A 19,355-nucleotide genomic window follows, 5' to 3' on the forward strand; every position below is an offset into this window, starting at 1 on the left:
CACTGCCGGCGAATCACGTGCCGGTAAGTCACTCGGGCTCTCACCCAAGAACTAGAGCCAGTTCAGCCCCTCGCTCCGGGTCCGAGAAGCGATCTACAGCGTCGAGATGACGACTGACTTGGTGCGCGTGTACGCCTCGAGTGACTCGGGACCGTACTCGCGACCCCAACCTGAGGCCTTGACGCCACCGAAAGGAACGGCCGGGTCGAGCAGACCCCAGGCGTTGACCCACACGATGCCTGAATCCAATGCTGCGGCGACACGGTGAGCACGAGCAATGTTGCCCGTCTGCAATCCGGCTGCCAGTCCGTAGGGGGTGTCATTTGCGAGGCGAATCGCCTCTTCTTCACGCGCCATCTGCTGCCACGAGTTAGCCCAGCTAATAATGAAGCGTTGTGCGCCAGTGAGCCCGTCGAGCACGGGGGCTTCTTTGCCGTCGAGGGCGAGAAGGTACGCCTTCCACGCGATCGAGAGACCGCCCAGGTCGCCGATGTTCTCGCCGATGGTGAGCTCGCCGTTGACGTGATACTGCTCGTCGAGTCCGGCGGGAACGAGCTCGTTGTACTGAGCGATCAACGCTGCAGCACGCTCGGTGAACTTCTCTCGGTCGGCTTCGGTCCACCAGTCTGTGAGCAGGCCGTCGCCATCGAACTGCGAACCCTGATCGTCGAAACCGTGGCCGATCTCGTGGCCGATGACGGCACCGATGCTGCCGTAGTTGGCCGCGTCATCCCAGCTCGCGTCAAAGAAGGGTGGCTGCAGGATCGCCGCCGGGAACACGATCTCGTTGAACCCGGGGTTGTAATACGCATTGACGGTCTGAGGAGTCATGAACCACTCATCTCGGTCAATGGGCTTGCCAATCTTGCCGAGCTCACGAGCAAATTCGAACTCCGCGACACGGCGCATGTTGCCAACCAGATCAGTGGGGCTCACAACCAGAGCTGAATAGTCGCGCCACTTGACGGGGTAGCCAACCTTGGGGGTGAACTTGTCCAGCTTCTGCAGGGCACGACCACGAGTCTCTTCGCTCATCCAGTCCAAGTTGGTAATGGATTCGCGGTAAGCCTCGATGAGGTTGGCTACGAGCACATCCATTTCAGCCTTGGCGCGCTCGGGGAAGTGGCGCTCCACATATACCCGACCTACTGCTTCTCCCATCGAACCTTCGACCAGAGAGACGCCGCGCTTCCAGCGCTCGCGCTGTTCTGGAGTGCCGGTGAGGGTGCGGCCATAGAAGTCAAAGTTCTCTGAGACAAACGCGGCGGGAAGGAATGGAGCTGCTGAGTGAATGATGTTCCAGCTGAGCCAGTCACGCCATGCCTCGAGGTGTTCCTGAATAAGCAAAGCCCCCAGGCCTTCGAGGAAGCTGGGCTCGCGCACAACAACAGTGTCGAGGGCGCCAGCAGGTGCATCAAGGGCAGTGAGCCAGATGTCGAGATCTGCAACGTGTTCGTGGGGGTCTGAACCCACAACTGCTTCGAGGTCAATCGCACCACGTGCGCCAGAAGCAACGAGTTCCTTCACCTCAGCCCAGGTCAGTGGGTTGTAGGTGGCAACGGAGTCACGGGTTTTCACGTTGTCCCAGTGTGCTGCGGCGAGCGCGGTCTCGAGTTCAAAGACGCGTTGTGCACGCACAGCAGCGTTGTCGAGACCAGCTGTAGTTGGGAGGTGCTCTGCCGTCAGTTCAAACATGCGCTGGATGTGGCCAACATATGCTTCACGTGCTGATGCGAACTTCTCTTCGCGGTAGTAGCTCTCATCAGGAAGGTTGAGACCTCCCTGCTCTGTGAAGACGAGGTAGCGCTCTGGGTTTCCAGGGTCGTTATCGACAAAGAGTTCCATGAACCCGCCAACACCGTGGCGCTCGAGACGAGCGACGGTGTCGAGCAGCTGAGAGATCGTGGCAACGTTGCCAGCGAAAGCTAGCTGAGACTCAATGGGGGCAACGCCAAGGGATTCGATCAGGTCGGTGTCCATAAAGCTCGTGTACAGATCACCCACAGTGCGCTGCTGAGAACCTTCGGGAGCGTTCTGTCCTTCAATGATGATGTCGCGGACAGCCTTCTCTGCTTCCTCAGCGAGGATGTGGAACGAGCCATAGCGAGCCTTGTCCGAAGGGATTGGGGTGCGCTCTTCCCACTTGCCGTTCACGTGGCGGTAGAGGTCATCCTGCGGACGAACCTTTTCGTCCAGCTCGGTGATGTCGATTCCAGAGAGGGCTGTGTTTTCGCTCATTCCTCCAGCCTAGAAGTTGGCAGGGCGCACTTCTCGCATGTTCGCTGTTAGGTAGCCTGAAGTTATGTCATTTCCCAAGCTTCCTGGCTCCCTCACTCTGGAGGGAAAGACTGCACTGATTACTGGTGCAGGTAGTGCAACCGGCATTGGCTTTGCCTCAGCACGCGCTTTAGGTGAGCTTGGTGCCCGCGTCATCATCACCGGCACCACCGATCGCATTCACGAGCGTGTGCGTGAACTGGAAGCTCTCGATATCGACGCTGTGGGAATTGTCTGCCGCCTCGACACTGAGGCGGGTGCTGCTGACTTGGCGAAAGAGATGGCAGATGTCTCTGCCCAGCCCACCATCTTGGTCAACAACGCCGGCATGGTCACTGTCTCGGACGAGACCATTGCCCAGGGCAGCATCGACATGAGCACAGCCGAGTGGAATGACGCCCTGGGCATGAACCTCACCACTGCGTTCCACTCCACCCAGGCAGTCGTGCATTTCATGCGCTCGGCGAAGTGGGGACGCATCATCAACATCACCAGCGTCTCGGGCTCGGCCATGGCCACCCGTGGAGACCTCGGTTATGCAGCTGCCAAGGCCGGCATGGTGGGCCTGACTCGTGGCCTGGCAGTGGACGAAGCACACCACGGCATCACCGCCAACGCTGTTGCTCCTGGCTGGATTGCCACCGGAAGCCAACTGGATTCTGAGGCAGCCGAAGGTCGCCTTGTTCCTGCTGGACGAAGTGGCACCGCCGAGGAAATCGCCTCTGCGGTTGCCTGGCTTGCTTCGCCCGGTGCGAGCTACATCACCGGACAGGTCATCACCGTCGATGGCGGAAACACCATCGGCGAAGAACGGATCCCCTCCGCATGAGCGAACACCCCGAGGTAGTGCACAACCCTCCCAGCACGGTGGAGGTCGACTACACCCCAGGACCTGTGCTGCGAACCGAAGGCCCCTGGACACCCTTGCTCTGGGACATGGATGGCACGCTGCTGGACTCAGCTGTAGCGATTGTGCGTCGCCTGCGTGAAACTTTGTTGCACTTTGGTGTGACGCCCCCTAGTGATGACCAACTCAAGTTCCTGATTGGCCCTCCGACCGGTACTTCTCTTTTGCGGTTCATTGGCACAGCGCGGATTGATGAATCTCGTGCGTATTACCGCTCGCTCTCTGAGCGTGATGGTCTGAAAGACCAGCAGCTCTTCCCATGGATTCTCTCCACGCTGAAGACCTTGCACGATGCCGGTATTCCGATGGGCGTTGCCACGAGCAAACCCCAGCATGAAGCAGAACGCCTCTGCGATGCCTATGACATGACGCCATACTTCACCGCCATCGTCGGCGGCAATGAGGAGCGCAAAGACAAGGCATCTGTCATTGCTGAAGTTCTGCGCCAGCTGGGAAGTGAGAATGCGCTCATGATTGGTGATCGTTTCTACGACACTGATGGCGCTGCGCTCAATGGTATTCCGACAGTGTTGGTTCGCTGGGGCTATGCCCACGAGAAAGAATTTGCCGGCGCTATGGCTACTGTTTCTGATTCTGCAGAGTTGCTCGAACTGCTTTTGGGTCAGGGAAAGTAGCCTCAATCTCATGCGTCTTGTTGTTGCCAAATGCTCGGTTGACTATGCCGGTCGGCTCAGTGCACACCTGCCCTTGGCAACGCGTGTGCTGATGCTCAAGCAAGACGGTTCTCTACTTATTCACTCAGATGGTGGTTCCTACAAACCCCTCAACTGGATGAGCCCTCCGTGTTCACTGACTACTCACGAACCCGAGGCCGACCAGGCTGATGTGGGTGTGACGGAGATCTGGCGCGTGACCCATGCCAAGACCGCAGACATGCTGGTCGTGAGCATCTATGAGATTTACAACGACGTTGAACACGAGCTCGGCGAAGACCCTGGCCTGATCAAAAACGGTGTGGAAGCAGAGTTACAAGAACTCCTTGCTGCACACATCGAGCTTCTCGGCGAGGGTTACACCCTGGTCCGTCGTGAATACTTCACCGCCATTGGTCCCGTGGACATTCTCGCTCGCGATGAGAACGGCAACTCCGTTGCCGTGGAGATCAAGCGCCGAGGTGAGATTGATGGCGTGGAGCAACTCACGCGTTACCTCGAGCTCATGAATCGTGATCCCCACTTGGCTCCGGTGACCGGTGTCTTTGCCGCGCAAGAAATCAAACCCCAGGCAAAAACCCTGGCCGAAGACCGCGGTATTCGCACGCTCATTCTCGATTACGACGAGATGCGCGGCATCGAAGACAAGCACGGTCGACTCTTCTAGTCCAACAAGGAAGAAAAGCCTGGGTAGCTTCCACCAGTTCTTGCGATTCACGCCTAAGCTTGCCAAGTTATGAATTCTGTCGTTACGCGCACGTGGTCATCTGTCCTCTTTGATCTGGATGGCACCATCCTGGACTCTGCTCCCGGCATCATCGATGCCCTGTCTGCAACGTTCTCTCACCTCGGACTTCCAGTCCCTGCTCGCGATGAGTTCATGGCCTATATCGGCCCACCTCTGTTGGCTTCACTTCAGGAACGCGCTGGCCTCTCTGAAGAGAAAGCACGCGAGGCTCTCGCGATCTATCGTGCCGACTTCCGTCGCGATGGTGCATTCGACTCTGCGATCTTTCCCGGTGTGATCGGACTCCTGGAATCTTTGCGTGATGCAGGTGTTCCACTGGCTATCGCCACCAGTAAGCCCGAAGACCAAGCCCGGGCTATCTTGGACCACTTTGAACTCACCCCGTATTTCGAGGTCATCGCCGGCGCTTCTGAAGATGATGCCCGCACATCCAAAGCTCACGTTGTTGGCCACGCTCTTGCTGAACTGGCCAAGTCTGGTGCGGACACCTCTCAGAGCGTGCTCATCGGTGACCGCATCTATGACGTGGAAGGTGCTGCTGCCCATAACGTGCCCACCATCATCGTGGAGTGGGGTTACGGTTCGCCTGCTGAAGCCACCGGAGCCATTGCAACGGTGTATTCAGCTGATCGTCTTCGCGAACTCTTACTGGGTAACTAGAACTTAAAACGAATGGCCCCTCCCGTATTCGGGAGGGGCCATTGTCTTATCTAATGGAGGCCGTGCTTTTTGTTACTTGGGGGGAATTACTTGACGTTGACGGTGAAGCTGACAACCTGACCGGTGGTCTTGTTGGTGAGCTCAACCTTGGTGGTTCCAGCTGCGGTGCCCTGGAGACCGGGGTTCATCACTGCATCGCCAGACTTTCCACCAGCGGTGAAGGAAGCGACTGCAGGGTCAGAAAGAACTGCTGACCAGTCAGCTGGATCGGTGTCACCAGTGGTGATGTCGACGAAGCCGCCGTTGCTGATGTCAATGGTCTGGCCGTCAGCAGTTGCGACGTCAATGATTGTGGGAGCCACTACCTGGCTGGTTTCGCTGGACTCATCTGCTCCGGAGCTGTCTTCGTCAGCTGCAGTGGAACATGCGCTGAGGCTAAATGCGGCTGCTGCTGCGAGTGCTGCGATGGCGCTTACTTTGATGAGCTTCTGGTTCTTCATGATCTGCGTTTCTCCTGGGGTTGTGAAGTATGTGCTGTGTGAGCGGGTTGCTCTTGAGACAACGTTATCTCTGTACCAATCGTTTAAGTTGGGATTTAGCTGTGTGTAATCTGGGAGTTTTCTGAGAGCAATATTTCCCCGGAAACACAGAAAGGGCGCCCCCGCAGGGACGCCCTTTCCACAGTTGCGTGAATTACTTGAGGAGAACCTGGATGTTGAGTACCTTGGGGTCTTCACCAGCGAAGGTGAAGGTCACGGTGGACTCGCCACCGGAGAGTGCCATCAGGCCAGCGGAGAACTGAGTGTCGTTCTCGTAAGAAGCTGCTGAGTACTCAACAACCTTCTTGTCAGAGATGGCAACTTCGATTTCACCGTCGTTGATGCCGCCGTAGTTGATGTTGACAACCTGGCCAACAACCAGCTCAAGGGTCTGGCCGTCGATGTCCTGGTAGTTGAGTTCGATCGGAGCAACAATGTCTCCACCGATAGCGGACTGGGTGGGCTCAGGTGCAGGGGTTGCACAAGCAGAAAGACCGAAGGTTGCGATGGTCGCAATTGCGGCAACGGCAGCAGCCTTGCGCAGGGTGAACTTAGCCATGAAAATGACTCCTTATGTAAGAGGTGGTGCGCAACGGTGCGCACTGCAATTCTGGCAGTTAGCTGAGCAAAAACAGACTATTCGTCGATAACAATGTGGTGAACATAAAGAAAATCCCCGGTATGAATACCGGGGATTTCGTTCGTGCGCGAGGGGGGACTTGAACCCCCACGCCCTTGCGGGCACTGGCACCTGAAGCCAGCGCGTCTGCCATTTCGCCACTCGCGCGAACTGGTCGAGGCTATCACGGAGTGATGCCCCTGCGCCATTTGAGCCTTAGAGGTCTAGGACCAACTTGTGGCCCTCAGCCCTGGAAACACAGGGATACATCACCTTGAGACGATCCTTCTCTGCGTCATCGATAACCGAATCCAGGTGAATGGGCTTGCCCTCAACAACTCGAACCTCGCAGGTTCCACAGACGCCCTTTTTGCAGGAGCCCAGGACAGGAAGTCCGTTTTCTTCGAGGGCATCGAGGATGCTCTCCTCAGGATCAACCACGAAAGACTTCTTGCTCTTTCGGCAGGTGACTTCTAGTGGTGAAGCTGGGAGGCTGCTCTCGCGAGCTATCGCAACAAAGCGTTCGAGGTGCATGCGGTCAGCTGGAACAAAGCTTGCCACAGCGGACATCAAGGACTCCGGCCCGCAGCAATACACTTGCGCGGCTGACGATGCCGTGAGGGAATACACGTCCAGTTGTGAATCTTTTTCATCTGAAGCGTGGATCTCGACTTGGTCGGGATAGCGCTCCACAAGTTCCTCGGCAAAGGCCATCGTGCTTCTGCTGCGGCCTGCGTAGATGAGCTTCCACTTTCTCCGAACAGGAAGTGACTCAATCATTGCCTTGATCGGAGTGATGCCGATGCCGCCAGCGATGAAGAGGTACTCGTTTGCAGGTTCCAGCTCAAAGTGATTGAGGGGCCCTGAAACTTCTAAGGTCATTCCGGGCGAGAGATTGGCGTGAATCCATTCACTTCCTCCTTCTGACTGTTCAGTCTTGAGGACAGCGATATCAAAGTGGGTTCGCTCGGCGGGATCCCCACACAGCGAGTACTGACGTTGCAATCCATTGGGCAAATGAAGTGTGACGTGAGCTCCTGGATGCCAGACCGGAAGTTGTCCGCCGCCCAGGGGAAGAAGTCGGATAGCACGCACGTCCTGTGCGACGTCCTCCAAGGTGCTCACCACCATGGTGCGGGTATCAATTTGAGGACGCGAAGGAACTGGTTTCTCTGTGCCCGGAACTACCTTTTCACGAGCAGGAGCACTGGAGCTTCCCGTCCTTGTCCCGGTAATGATGCGCACAAGAACGGCAATAGTGGCAACAGAAATGAGGACGATGGCGAGAACGCGGTACCACCACGAACCCACATCGGTACCTGACCAACCTGCGTGCAATGCGACGAGGAGAAGTGCCACATAGCTGCTGTAGTGCAGGCCTTTCCAGAACTTTCGTGGAAGCCGATTCATGAACATTGACGTTCCTTGAACCGCTACAAGGATGTAGAAGGAGATGATGCCCAAGGCAACAGCAAGAGGCTTGAAGTCCGTGGCGAAGGGGACGAGGGTCTCGGTGAGAGAGAACTTCAACCAGCCATCAAGCATCAAACTGACCATGTGCAGGGCGACCATGAACAACGTGAGTCCACCGAGATAGCGGTGCAAATCTTGCAACCACGCAGGGTTGTCGATTCTGCGCATCACGCGAGTGGAGAGCAGAATTCCCCAGAGCACCGACATCGTCATCAGTGCCCAGGCAATCAGGGCACTAGCTCGGGTGATGTACCACCAGATGTGTGGTTCGTTCATGCGTAGATACTCCAGTTAGCAGAAACCTGCTGTCTTCCGTCAGCGAAAATGATGAGTCCTGCTCCACCCACACTAGGCAACCATGCCAAGAAATCTTCTGGCTTGTCCACAAACCCGCGCTTGGTCAATACCTCTGCGCGTGCGCCCGAAGCGGCAATAACGGTGACCGTTTGGGCCTCAGCAGTTGCGCTGGAATGAGTGGCGGGGTTGATGAGGTGGTGGGTTGATGTTTCTCCCTCACCGAAGCGACGCTTGAGTTGACTTGATGTGGCGACAGCACCGCGTTGTAGGCGAACGATGCTGGCATGTGAATCTGGCACATACGGGTCCTCAACGCCCAAACGCCATGCGACACCATCAGGGGCATCGCCCTGGACAACAATGTCGCCACCAATTTCGACCATCACACCGTAAGCACCCTTATCTATTGCGTGCTGGGCGATGAGATCCGCGGTGAAGCCTTTCGCTATCCCGCCGGGATCGAGGGTCGTGCCTGTGGGGACAATGACATGATCATCGCTGAATTTAATTCCCTCAAGATGTCCCGGGGCGGAAGCTGACGATGGAAGCTGTGTTGACCGGGTGGGGTCCACAGTTGAAGTGGAATAGCCGGCGTTAATGACGTCCGGAAGCAACGTGGGGTCATAGACCCCCTCCGTGAGCGTGTGCCCAGAAATCATGGCAGCAATAAGCTGCCTGGTCAGCGGAGCAATTCGAACAGGCTCCCCTTCTGACCAGTTAATTCTGCTGATGTCGCTGTCGGAAATGAACCTGCTCCACAGCTGCTCACAGGTATCGGCGAGCGCCCAGCATTCATCGAGTAGCTCTGGATTACCTCCCACCAAGGAGATTGTTCCGTGCCCGCCCATCACCGGTTGGCGACGCGAAAGTACCCCGGGCAAGGAATTCGTTTCAGTGAATACCGCGCGCAGGGCACTTTTCGAGATGTCGTCAGACATAAATGTATTTAGCCGCCCGATCCAGCAGTAGTACCGTTCACGGGTGCAGCTGGGGCTGGTGCAGCAGGAGCCACGGCAGCGGGTGCTTCAACAGGAGCGGCAGGAGCCACGGGTGCAGCAGGTACAGAGGCTGGTGCTTCAACAGGAGGTGCTGGGTTTTGAGAAACGGAAACCTGTTGATTAGAAGGTGCCGCCGGGGCAGGTACCGCTTCAGGCGCTACCTCAGCGGCAGGGGCCTGTGTTTCACCTGCTGCAGGAGCGACTGCTGCGGGGGTGCCCTGAATAACCTGCTGGGCTTGCTCACCTTCCTGCGCGTTAGCAGAAAGTTGAAAACCCGTCACGATACCCACAAGCGCAACACCCGAGGCAACTCCAACAAGTTTGCGTGCAGTCTCAGCTGGGTGCACACGCTTAGTCATCGTCTTCCTCCTCGTGTTCATCCTCGTGCTCGCCATCCTCATCGTGATCATCGTCTTCGTGATCATCGTCTTCGTAGTTCACGGTTGAACCGTCAGCTGGTGCTACACGGCTTCCCGAACCGCCAGAAGTTCCGTTAACCGGAGCTGCTTGTGGCTGTTGAACAACTGGCGCCTGAGGCTGTTGAGCCGCTGGAGCCTGAGGTTCCTGTGCTGCAGGAGCAGATCCCGAGTTTGTTCTCGAATTGCTACCTGAGACGTTCCCACCGGTTTGTGGGGCACTGGAAGTCGCGGGAGTGGGCGAAGCACTGGGGTCTGCTGGAGCAGGTGTCGCTACCGGAGCTGTAGGGTCGACCGGAGCGGCAGTACCGGGCAACAAAGTGTCGGTCGCTGTGCCAATTGCACCGGGGTCCAGGGTGGCCAGAGCATCTGTATTGATGGCCATGGCCGTGGTGGCTGTTCCGAGTACGCCCACAATCGAGAGGGCTGTCATGAGTTGAGACTTCATACCCTCCACGTTACGGAGAGCACATCCAAGAGACGTCCTGACAAAATCCAAGATTTAGCCAATTTTCCACAGAAGCAAGAGCTAAAGAGGACGTGAACCCCAAGGCAGAGCCAGAATGGAGTCATGCGCGTTCTCCTCGTGGAAGATGACCAGTCAGTTGCTGACGGTCTCCTCGATGGACTCTCGGGCGGAACTTTTGAAACACGACACGTGTCAACTGGTGCCGCAGCGCTAGACGCGTTGGCGGAATTCAGTCCCGAAATTGTGCTTCTGGATCTGGGCCTCCCCGATATGGATGGCACCGAAGTGTGCCGCAGGATGAGAACGGTCAGCACCGTTCCGATCATTGTGGTGAGTGCTCGCGACGAAGAAATAGATCGCGTAGTTGCTTTGGAGATTGGGGCAGACGACTACGTTGTGAAGCCCTTCGGGATGCGTGAGCTCATTGCGCGTATTCGTGCAGTCGTTCGCAGAACAGGTTCCTCCGAGAATGAGGCGCCTATCGTGAACGAACGGGTTTTTGGGAACCTCATCATTGATGTGCGAACTCAGCGAGTCAGTCTTGCCGGTGAAGATATCCACGTCACGGCGAAAGAGTTCGAACTTCTCGAATACCTATCCAGTGACCCTGGAGCTGTTTTCAAACGCTCAGACATTTTGCATGACGTGTGGGACACCAATTGGTACGGCACGAGTAAAACTCTCGATGCTCACATCGCTGCCATTCGGAAGAAGCTGGGCAATGCAGCCTGGATTGAATCTGTCCGAGGCGTAGGTTTCCGATTCGGGCAGCCTTCATGAAGTGGCGCTTCATCACAGCGTTGATGTCTGTCACATTGCTCGTGCTGCTCGTTCAAGACATCCCCTTAGGGTTTTATCTCCAACAGGTTGAACACGAACGCATCATTACCTCTCTAGAACGTGATGCCTTCATTTTGGCTGGGCGGAGTGAGCAAGCACTAGAGACGGCAACAACCTCTGATGATGCTGAACTGATTCAAGCCACTAAGGACTACCGGGATGCTGGTGGTTCTCGAGTAGTCATCGTGAACGCCGACGGAACCGCGGTGGTGATCAGTGACGACGATCAGGCGGATCTCGGCACGTCGTATCTGAATAGACCTGAGATTGTCGAAGCACTTTCTGGTTCGATCAGTACTGGACACCGTTTCTCTTCCACACTGAATCAAGAATTGCTCTATGTCGCTGTGCCTATCTTGAGCGGAACTGAAGTTCTCGGCGCTGTTCGACTGACCTATCCCGACTACATCGTTTCCAACACTGTCAATGAACAATTAGGGCTCCTGTCCCTTGTTGCCGTCATTGCATTGCTGCTGGCTGCCATTGTTGGCTACATCGTCTCTGGATCAATAACCAGGCGAATTCGATTGCTGCAGAGTGCGACAGAAGAGTTAGCTGCAGGTGATCTGCGCTCGCGTGCTGATGAATCTGCAGGAACAAGGGAACTTCGATCGCTCGCTGCCTCGTTCAATGACATGGCTACGCGCCTTGAACTTCTCATTACTCAACAACGAACTTTTGCTGCCGATGCATCGCATCAATTACGCACTCCCCTGACCGCATTGCGTTTGCGGTTGGAACGAGCTCACGATCTCTTGGAAACCGATCCTGCTGGGGCGGCGGACCGGCTAGCAGCAGCTGAAGCAGAGGCAGATCGGTTGAGCAACCTCATCGAAGGTTTGCTTTTGCTCAGTCGCACCGAGGCATCAGACGTTCCCAGAGAGATCGTCGACCTTGCCACCCTCACTCGAGGTCGCGTTGAGCAGTGGCAAGCCCTCGCCGCCGAATCTGATGTGGTGATTGGGTATGAAGGTCCGATGACCCTGCAGGTGGTTGCGGTCCCTAACGCGGTTGAACAGATTGTCGATAACTACATCGACAATGCCCTGGCGGTGAGCCCGGCTGGCTCAGTCATTGTTGTCCACGTGGAGGTAACTGGGGCAGAAGCAGTTCTGCACGTCATGGATCAAGGACCTGGGCTCAGTCCAGAGGAATGTGTGCGCGCGTTTGATCGGTTCTGGCGAGCACAATCTGACAAGAACGGCAGCGGTCTCGGCCTCGCTATCGTGGCCCAGCTCGCTCGAGCATCAGGTGGAAAAGCTGAGTTGGCCCCTCGGGCAACCGGTGGCTTAGACGCATCAGCTTCCTTCGATATCGCCAGAAACTGAGTCCTTCCTCCTCCCGGCGCGCATCCAGCTTGCTCCAAGCTCGCCGGGTACGATTTGGGGAGGAGTTTTACCCCGACAAAGGAGACCAGTGGGCATTCTCGACAACCTTGAGCGCGGCCTTGAGCGCGTAGTCAATGGTGCGTTCGCGAAGACATTTCGCTCAGGTCTTCAGCCTGTAGAAATCACTGCTGCCCTGCGCCGTGAACTCGACACCAAAGCTGCCGTTGTCTCCCGCGATCGAGTCCTTGTTCCAAACAAGTTCACCGTCAGTCTCGCTCCGGACGACTACGAGCGCATGATCGACATGGGTGCCACCCTGACCGATGAGCTCACACGACTCGTCACGAAGCATGCTGCAACACAGCACTACCAGTTCGCTGGTGGCATCAAGATTTCACTCCGCTCTGACCCCTCTCTCGCCATGGGCGTGGTCCAGGTTGATTCTGAAAACGTCAGTGGCTCGGTCACTTGGGTTGCTGTGTTGGAGATTGCCGGCAAGCGTTACCCCATTGCGAAGTCTCGCACCGTGATTGGTCGTGGCACTGAAGCCGACATCACAGTCGAGGACTCCGGTATCTCCCGCAAGCACGTTGAAGTGCTCTGGGATGGAACTCGCGCCCAGGCCAACGACTTAGGTTCCACCAACGGGTCAAAGCTCAACGGCCAGAGACTGGTCTCTGCTGCTCTCGAAGCTGACTCCGTCATCACTATCGGTCAGACCAGCATTGTTCTTCGCCTGCTTCCTCAAGCAGCAGGAGAATCTTCCTCCTCCGCATCAGAGACCGTGCAGACACCTCGCGCTGCCGAGCCAGGTGGATTCTGGGGTCCACGTGAGTGAGCTCACCCTTCTGATCCTGCGCATTGGTTTTCTCATTGCGCTCTGGGTCTTCGTCTTCTTTGTTGTCTATGCCGTGCGCAGTGATCTTTTTGGTCAGCGTGTGCGCAAGATGCCGGCTGCAACTCCTGCTCCTGTCTCCCCCGATGCGAGTGCCTTCCTCACCTCGGCACAACCCCGCATCGCTGCACCTGTGGCAGCAACTGAGATTGCTCCTGCTGATGGAACTCCACTCAAGCTCATCATCACCTCAGGTGCACTGCAGGGACAGGAACTTCCTTTGCAGGGAGACGTCATCACTATCGGTCGTTCACCTGACTCCAGCTTGGTTATCCAGGATGACTACACCTCCACACACCATGCTCGTTTAGAAATTCGCGGTGGAAGCTGGCTCCTGCGCGATCTGGACTCCACCAACGGAACGACTCTGGCTGGTGCTCGCGTAACCAGCCCCGTTCCTATTCCGCTCAACACCCCCATTGTTGTGGGCTCGATGACTTTTGAGGTTCGCCGCTAGGCGCACGTTATGTCTAAGCACAGCGCAGCCGCCTCGAACGTAGGCATGGTTCGAGCATCCAATCAGGATGCTGGCTACGCGGGCACCTATCTCAGCGTTGTTGCTGACGGTATGGGTGGTCACGCCGGTGGAGACGTTGCTTCCCACTTGGTCATTCGTCACCTGCTGCAGCTGGATAAGGAATATCCAGACGTCGTCTCAGCTCAAGAAGATTTGTTGGCTACTCTCTTGCAAGCCAACGACATGCTCTCCGATGTTGTCTATGAGCACCCCGAGCTTGCTGGTCTCGGTACAACTGTCAGTGCCATGCTCCGCGTAGGCAATCAAGTTGTCATTGCCCACATCGGTGACTCTCGCATTTATCTCCTTCGTGAAGGCAACCTGTCACAGGTCACCGTTGACCACACGTTTGTTCAGCGCCTGATTGATAGTGGCCGCATCACTGAAGAAGAGGCACACGACCACCCTCGCCGTTCTGTCTTGATGCGAGTGCTCGGAGATGTGGATGCCTCTCCCGAGCTCGACACAGCAGTGTTGGACATCGAAATTGGCGACCGCTGGATGCTCTGCTCAGACGGCCTGACCGGTGTTGTCTATACCGAGCGCTTGAAGCCCTTCCTCGTTGAGGCAGAAACTGCCGATGATGCTGCAGACACCTTGGTTCAAGCCAGCCTGACTGGTGGCGCTCCAGACAACGTGACTGTCGTGGTCGTGGATATCACCGCAGATGAGCCAGAGCAGATTGCTGAACTCGTTGGTTCAGCAGCTGGCCCCATGGCCGTGAAAACTCCCGCAGCAAAACTCATTCCCACACCTAACTTGAAGCCTCGCCCCAAGCCGAAAAAGATGCCGGTCTCAACCGGTGGGATGAGCGTTCCTCCCACTGCGTTGACTGCTCAACTCGATGCAGTGAAGGCCAAGCGCATTCGCCGCCGTGTCATCTTGATTGGCTCATTGATTCTTGTGTTGGGTGCGATCGTGATCAGTGCCATCTTGGGCTATCGCTGGAGCCAAACCCAGTTCTATGTCGGAAGTGACGCCGACTCCGTCGTGATCTATCAGGGCATTTCCCAAAACGTTGCTGGTATGAGCCTGTCTCAGGTTTATGTCGATACCGACATTCCTCTGGATTCATTGACTGCCTATCAGCAACAGCAGATCAAGAGCGGCATTCCCTTTGCTACCTATGGCGAAGCACAAAGCTTGGTTGATTCCCTGACGAGTGGAACCCAGTAACCGTGTCCGCTCCAGCTCCTGACTTTGTCGCCACCGGATCTATCGGTCGACTCAAACGCGTGCGCTCCTCTCAGCGGATGCGCAATGTTGAACTGATTCTCATCTTGGTGGCCAGCGCTATCAACGTGGCCTCACTGGTGTTGGTGCAGTGGGGTGTGCTGGACAAGATTGATGCGGGCCCGCTCGCCATCTGTGGCTTGCTCGCGGTTCTTGTTCTTGCCATCCACGTCGCAATGCGCTTTGTGGCACCACAAGCAGACGCCCTCATTCTTCCCATCGCCACCGTGCTCAATGGGCTCGGCATTGCCGAGATTTACCGCATTGACTTAGCCCTCGGTAATGAAGGTTGGGATTCTCTCGCCAATAAGCAGATTGCGTGGACCGCACTTGCTCTTGGTGCGGCCTTAGCCACCATCGTCTTCATCAAGCACCAGCGGGTGCTTCAGCGGTATACCTATGTGGCCGGTCTGCTCGCGGTGATCTTGATTGCTCTGCCCATGGTTCCTGGTTTGGGAATTTCCATCAACGGCGCGAGGGTGTGGATTCAGCTAGGAACGCTCACCTTCCAGCCTGGTGAGATTGCCAAGATTGCTCTGGCTGTCTTCTTTGCCGGCTACCTCGTTCAGCGCCGAGAGAGCCTGTCCATGGTTGGTCGCACCTTCCTCGGCATGCGCTTTCCTCGCGGCCGTGACCTCGGTCCCATCATTGTGGTGTGGGCACTGTCCATGGCCGTCATCGTGTTCCAGCGCGACCTCGGTACTGGTCTGCTCTTCTTCGGCTTGTTCTTGGTCATGCTCTATGTCGCCACTGGCCGCGGAAGCTGGGTAGCACTGGGGCTCAGCCTGGTGGGACTAGGCGCTGTCGTTGCGAATCAAACCCTGGATTACGTCAATGGCCGCTTTGCCAACTGGTATGACGCTTTCAACGATGCGAACTTCTCCGCCGACGGCGGAAGCTACCAGCTGGTGCAGGGACTCTTCGGTCTTGCTCATGGTGGCGTTATTGGCACGGGCCTGGGCGAGGGCATGCCCGAAGTTACACCGGTCTCCCAGAGTGACTACATCATCGCCAGCTTGGGAGAAGAACTCGGCCTCGCCGGCATCTTTGCCATTCTCTGTCTCTACCTGTTACTGGTCGGTCGCGGTTTGCGTATCGGTTTCGCTGGTCACGATGACTTCAGCAAGCTGCTCGCCGTTGGTTTGTCTTTCACTATTGCCTTGCAGTGCTTCATCGTGATCGGTGGAGTGATGCGTGTCATTCCTTTGACAGGTCTGACCACGCCATTCCTAGCCGCTGGTGGTAGTTCACTGGTTGCTAACTGGATTATCGCGGCTCTGTTGTTGCGCCTGTCAGACTCCATTCGAAGCGAGCCCAGGCTGGTGGTCGGATGAACCGCGAGTTAAAGCGCGTCACCATGGTGGTGATTGGAATGTTTGTCGTGCTGTTCCTGGCCGCCAGCACGATCCAAGTGTTCACCGCAGATCAGCTCTATGCGGATTCGCGAAATACCCGAACCACCTTTGATAGCTACCGCTACAAGCGAGGTTCCATCTTGGTTGCGGGCGCACCGATAGCTGAATCAGTGCCCGTTGATGACAACTATCGCTACCAGCGCACCTATCCCAACCCTGCAACCTATGCCAACGTCACGGGTTACTTCACGCTGAACCAAGGCATGACCGGGATTGAAGGCACGCTCAACTCTTATCTCAGTGGCAAAACAGGTTCTCAGTTCCTCAACCAGCTCAACTCCATCTTGACTGGTCAAGAACCGCAGGGTGCCAGTGTTGCCTTGACCCTCGATCCCGCAATGCAACAAGCTGCCTTCGATGCCTTAGGTGAGTACGAAGGTGCTGTGCTGGTGACCGAACCCAGCACCGGCAAGATTTTGGTCATGGCGTCCAAGCCAAGCTATGACCCCAATTTGCTTGCCTCCCACAATGCTGATGAAGTCATTGCCACCTATGACACCTTGATTGCAGATCCGCTCAAGCCACTCATTGATAAGTCCATCAATGGCGACATGAACCCTCCTGGCTCCGTATTCAAATTGGTCATGGTTGCTGCTGCTTTGGAGTCTGGCAAATACACACCGGAGAGCACCTTTGCGAACCCCTCGCAGTTCCAGCTGCCAGGCACTGATGTGTTTATCCAGAACTCCACCTACACAACCTGTGGATATGGCGCAACAGTGACCTTGGCTACTGCCCTGCGGTTGAGCTGCAACATTCCCTTTGCTGAACTTGGACTCGAACTGGGGCGCAAGGCAATCCTGGATCAGGCGAAGAAGTTCGGTTTCAACACCTCGTTTGACGTGCCCATGAAAGCAGCAGCGAGTGAATTCCCTGTGGTGATGAATGATCCTCAGACGGCACTAGCCTCGTTTGGTCAATATGACGTCAGGGCAACCCCACTTCAGATCGCCATGGTCTCTGCTGCTATCGCCAATGGCGGCAAGGTGATGTATCCCACCGTGCTCGATCAAATCCTCGAACCCACGCTCAAACCAATTTCCCAGTTTGAAGCGAAAGAATTCTCTCAGGCAATCAGCCCAGAGAACGCTGCGACCATCACCCAAATGATGATCAACAACGTAGATAACAGCAATCTCATAACTAATGTGAGAATTGATGGAGTAAAGGTCGCGGGTAAAACCGGTACGGCCCAAAATGGAGACGGGGAACCGTACACATTCTGGTTCACCGGATTCGCTCCGGCTGAAGCTCCGAGATACGCCATTGCCGTTGTTATCGAAAACGGTGGTGGACTCGGACAAAATGGTTACACCAACGACATCGCAGTGCCAATCGCAAGAAAAGTCCTAGAGGCAGGGTTAAACAAATGAGACCAACAGCTGGAATCACCTTTGGTGGTCGCTATGAACTCCAGTCGCGCATTGCCATTGGTGGCATGGGCGAGGTCTGGCAGGCCACTGACCTTGTCATTGGTCGCCTTGTCGCGATCAAGATCTTGAAGGACGAGTACCTGGGAGACCCCGGCTTCCTCGAGCGCTTCCGTGCAGAAGCTCGCCACGCTGCCCTGGTCAACCACGAAGGCATTGCGAACGTCTACGACTATGGCGAGGAAGAAGGCTCTGCCTACCTCGTGATGGAGCTTGTTCCTGGTGAACCTCTTTCCGCCGTCATTGAGCGCGAGAAGACTCTGTCCATTGACAAGGTCCTCGACATCATTGCGCAGACTTCTGCTGCTCTTCAGGCAGCCCACAGTGCTGGCCTTGTTCACCGCGACATCAAGCCCGGAAACATGCTCATCACTCCCGAAGGTCGCGTGAAGATCACCGACTTCGGTATTGCTCGTATTGCTGACCAGGTTCCTTTGACCGCAACTGGTCAGGTCATGGGCACAGTTCAGTACCTTTCGCCCGAACAGGCTTCTGGACACCCCGCGTCCCCTTCGACCGACATTTACTCTCTCGGTATCGTCGCCTACGAATGCCTCGCAGGTAAGCGTCCCTTCACTGGTGAATCGCAGGTCGCTATCGCGATGGCTCAGATCAACGAAGAGCCTCCACCGCTTCCCGACACTATTGCCGAGCCTGTTCGCAACCTGGTTTACTCCTGCATTGCGAAGAAGCCCTCTGACCGTCCCGCTTCCTCTGCAAACCTGGCTCGTGCAGCTCAGGCTTTGCGCCGCGGAGACCTACAGGGTGCTGCCGCGGCAGTTCCCGGTGTTCTTGGCACCACCACAACCCCATTGGATGCAACCGTGGTCATGCCACGCACTGCTGAAACCGGAGCAACAACAGTTTTGAACATTCCAGAAGCACCCGCACCCGTTGAATCAACAGAAAAGAAGAAGCGCAGTCCGTGGACTTGGCCCCTCATCGCTCTTGTGGGAGTGCTCGTCATCGTCATCATCGGTGCCGTTGTTGCGTTGACTTCGGGTGGAAACACTCCTGAGCCAACCCCGACAGAGACCACCCAGTCGGCAAGCCCCACAAAGTCAAAGACACCAACTCCGACCCCAACAGGTTCGGCTACTCCCACCGCAGCAGCTATCAACAAGGCTGATTACGTAGGCAAGTCTTTGGCAGACGCTACGGCAGCTCTTGAGAAGCTCAACATGAACGTCAACGCTGTCAAGGGAACCGCTGCTCCCAGCGCAGACAAGGTGGGTGTGGTCTATGACGTCAACCCAACCGGTCCTCAGGTTGCCAATGGCACCACTATCAACGTGACTTACTACGGTGATCTTCCGGTAGCACCTGCTCCCACAGCAGCTCCTAGCCTTAACGATGACAACGCAACTCCAGGCCAGAACCTCACCGCGACCTGGGCTGGCTACACCGCATGCCCATCAGGCCACAGCTTGGAAAGCTACACACTCCTCGTGGATGGGGCAACGGTTTCTTCTTTCGCTAATCCAACAACCCCCTTCGCTGCACCAACCGCTCTGGGTAACCACACCGTTGCTTACCAGGTGACCTGTTCTGGTCTTGCTATCTCCGCTAGCTCGCCCACCACTTCGTTCACCGTCTCAGCGCTGGGATAGATTAGACACA

The 19,355-nt window shown here is 56.3% G+C and carries 19 protein-coding genes and 1 tRNA gene; 12 read left to right on the forward strand and 8 right to left on the reverse strand.

All coding sequences use genetic code 11. The features are described from left to right. Positions 1-93: 93 nt before the first annotated feature. Positions 94-2,238, reverse strand: a complete 2,145-nt coding sequence (locus Q0362_RS08800; protein WP_298122630.1) for a M13 family metallopeptidase — start codon at positions 2,236-2,238, stop codon at positions 94-96. Positions 2,239-2,302: 64 nt separating this feature from the next. Here Q0362_RS08800 and Q0362_RS08805 point away from each other — a divergent pair, with 64 nt between their 5' ends. From Q0362_RS08805 to Q0362_RS08820, 4 genes are all read left to right on the forward strand, one after another. After that, a complete protein-coding gene (locus Q0362_RS08805; RefSeq protein WP_298122633.1) occupies positions 2,303-3,106 on the forward strand; it encodes an SDR family NAD(P)-dependent oxidoreductase in 804 nt (267 codons plus the stop codon). Beyond that, the gene (locus Q0362_RS08810; protein WP_298122635.1) at positions 3,103-3,819 is read left to right on the forward strand and encodes an HAD-IA family hydrolase; all 717 of its coding nucleotides are present in this window, start codon (positions 3,103-3,105) and stop codon (positions 3,817-3,819) included. The genes Q0362_RS08805 and Q0362_RS08810 overlap by 4 nt, the downstream gene beginning before the upstream one ends. Before the next feature lie 10 nt (positions 3,820-3,829). Next, entirely contained in the window at positions 3,830-4,525 is a 696-nt protein-coding gene (gene nucS, locus Q0362_RS08815; protein WP_298122637.1) for an endonuclease NucS, read from the forward strand. Between the two features lie 69 nt (positions 4,526-4,594). Next, positions 4,595-5,266 (forward strand): HAD hydrolase-like protein, encoded by a 672-nt coding sequence (locus Q0362_RS08820; RefSeq protein ID WP_298122639.1) that lies wholly within the window; start codon positions 4,595-4,597, stop codon positions 5,264-5,266. A gap of 86 nt (positions 5,267-5,352) precedes the next feature. On the opposite strand, the gene Q0362_RS08825 is transcribed toward Q0362_RS08820, so the two are convergent. The 7 genes from Q0362_RS08825 to Q0362_RS08855 form a co-directional block, all read right to left on the reverse strand. Next, a complete protein-coding gene (locus Q0362_RS08825; protein WP_298122640.1) occupies positions 5,353-5,766 on the reverse strand; it encodes a hypothetical protein in 414 nt (137 codons plus the stop codon). Between the two features lie 193 nt (positions 5,767-5,959). Further along, positions 5,960-6,364 (reverse strand): hypothetical protein, encoded by a 405-nt coding sequence (locus Q0362_RS08830; RefSeq protein WP_298122642.1) that lies wholly within the window; start codon positions 6,362-6,364, stop codon positions 5,960-5,962. Positions 6,365-6,509: 145 nt separating this feature from the next. Continuing rightward, a tRNA-Leu gene (locus tag Q0362_RS08835) sits at positions 6,510-6,592 on the reverse strand. A 48-nt stretch (positions 6,593-6,640) separates the two neighbouring features. Continuing rightward, on the reverse strand, positions 6,641-8,173 hold the full coding sequence (locus Q0362_RS08840; RefSeq protein WP_298122644.1) for a 2Fe-2S iron-sulfur cluster-binding protein: 1,533 nt from the start codon (positions 8,171-8,173) through the stop codon (positions 6,641-6,643). Beyond that, positions 8,170-9,132, reverse strand: a complete 963-nt coding sequence (locus Q0362_RS08845; RefSeq protein WP_298122646.1) for an FAD:protein FMN transferase — start codon at positions 9,130-9,132, stop codon at positions 8,170-8,172. Before Q0362_RS08845 ends, Q0362_RS08840 begins: the two co-directional genes overlap by 4 nt. A gap of 8 nt (positions 9,133-9,140) precedes the next feature. After that, a complete protein-coding gene (locus Q0362_RS08850; RefSeq protein WP_298122648.1) occupies positions 9,141-9,551 on the reverse strand; it encodes a hypothetical protein in 411 nt (136 codons plus the stop codon). Further along, positions 9,544-10,056, reverse strand: a complete 513-nt coding sequence (locus tag Q0362_RS08855) for a hypothetical protein (protein WP_298122650.1) — start codon at positions 10,054-10,056, stop codon at positions 9,544-9,546. Before Q0362_RS08855 ends, Q0362_RS08850 begins: the two co-directional genes overlap by 8 nt. Before the next feature lie 123 nt (positions 10,057-10,179). Here Q0362_RS08855 and Q0362_RS08860 point away from each other — a divergent pair, with 123 nt between their 5' ends. From Q0362_RS08860 to Q0362_RS08895, 8 genes are all read left to right on the forward strand, one after another. Next, complete coding sequence (locus tag Q0362_RS08860) at positions 10,180-10,857, forward strand: response regulator transcription factor (protein WP_298122652.1); 678 nt, start codon at positions 10,180-10,182, stop codon at positions 10,855-10,857. Next, a complete protein-coding gene (locus Q0362_RS08865) occupies positions 10,854-12,245 on the forward strand; it encodes an ATP-binding protein (RefSeq protein WP_298122654.1) in 1,392 nt (463 codons plus the stop codon). Before Q0362_RS08860 ends, Q0362_RS08865 begins: the two co-directional genes overlap by 4 nt. An 88-nt stretch (positions 12,246-12,333) precedes the next feature. Further along, positions 12,334-13,083 carry a DUF3662 and FHA domain-containing protein gene (locus Q0362_RS08870; protein WP_298122656.1) on the forward strand — a complete coding sequence of 250 codons (750 nt, stop codon included), beginning with the start codon at positions 12,334-12,336 and terminating at the stop codon, positions 13,081-13,083. Beyond that, a complete protein-coding gene (locus tag Q0362_RS08875; protein WP_298122660.1) occupies positions 13,076-13,597 on the forward strand; it encodes an FHA domain-containing protein in 522 nt (173 codons plus the stop codon). The genes Q0362_RS08870 and Q0362_RS08875 overlap by 8 nt, the downstream gene beginning before the upstream one ends. Positions 13,598-13,606: 9 nt before the next feature. Beyond that, positions 13,607-14,833, forward strand: a complete 1,227-nt coding sequence (locus tag Q0362_RS08880; RefSeq protein WP_298122664.1) for a PP2C family serine/threonine-protein phosphatase — start codon at positions 13,607-13,609, stop codon at positions 14,831-14,833. A gap of 77 nt (positions 14,834-14,910) precedes the next feature. After that, positions 14,911-16,224 carry an FtsW/RodA/SpoVE family cell cycle protein gene (locus Q0362_RS08885; RefSeq protein WP_298122694.1) on the forward strand — a complete coding sequence of 438 codons (1,314 nt, stop codon included), beginning with the start codon at positions 14,911-14,913 and terminating at the stop codon, positions 16,222-16,224. Continuing rightward, the gene (locus Q0362_RS08890) at positions 16,221-17,678 is read left to right on the forward strand and encodes a penicillin-binding protein 2 (RefSeq protein WP_298122666.1); all 1,458 of its coding nucleotides are present in this window, start codon (positions 16,221-16,223) and stop codon (positions 17,676-17,678) included. Before Q0362_RS08885 ends, Q0362_RS08890 begins: the two co-directional genes overlap by 4 nt. Next, on the forward strand, positions 17,675-19,345 hold the full coding sequence (locus tag Q0362_RS08895; protein WP_298122669.1) for a protein kinase domain-containing protein: 1,671 nt from the start codon (positions 17,675-17,677) through the stop codon (positions 19,343-19,345). Before Q0362_RS08890 ends, Q0362_RS08895 begins: the two co-directional genes overlap by 4 nt. Positions 19,346-19,355 lie beyond the last annotated feature (10 nt).

Source organism: uncultured Aurantimicrobium sp., from assembly GCF_936931525.1.
Taxonomy (GTDB): domain Bacteria; phylum Actinomycetota; class Actinomycetes; order Actinomycetales; family Microbacteriaceae; genus Aurantimicrobium.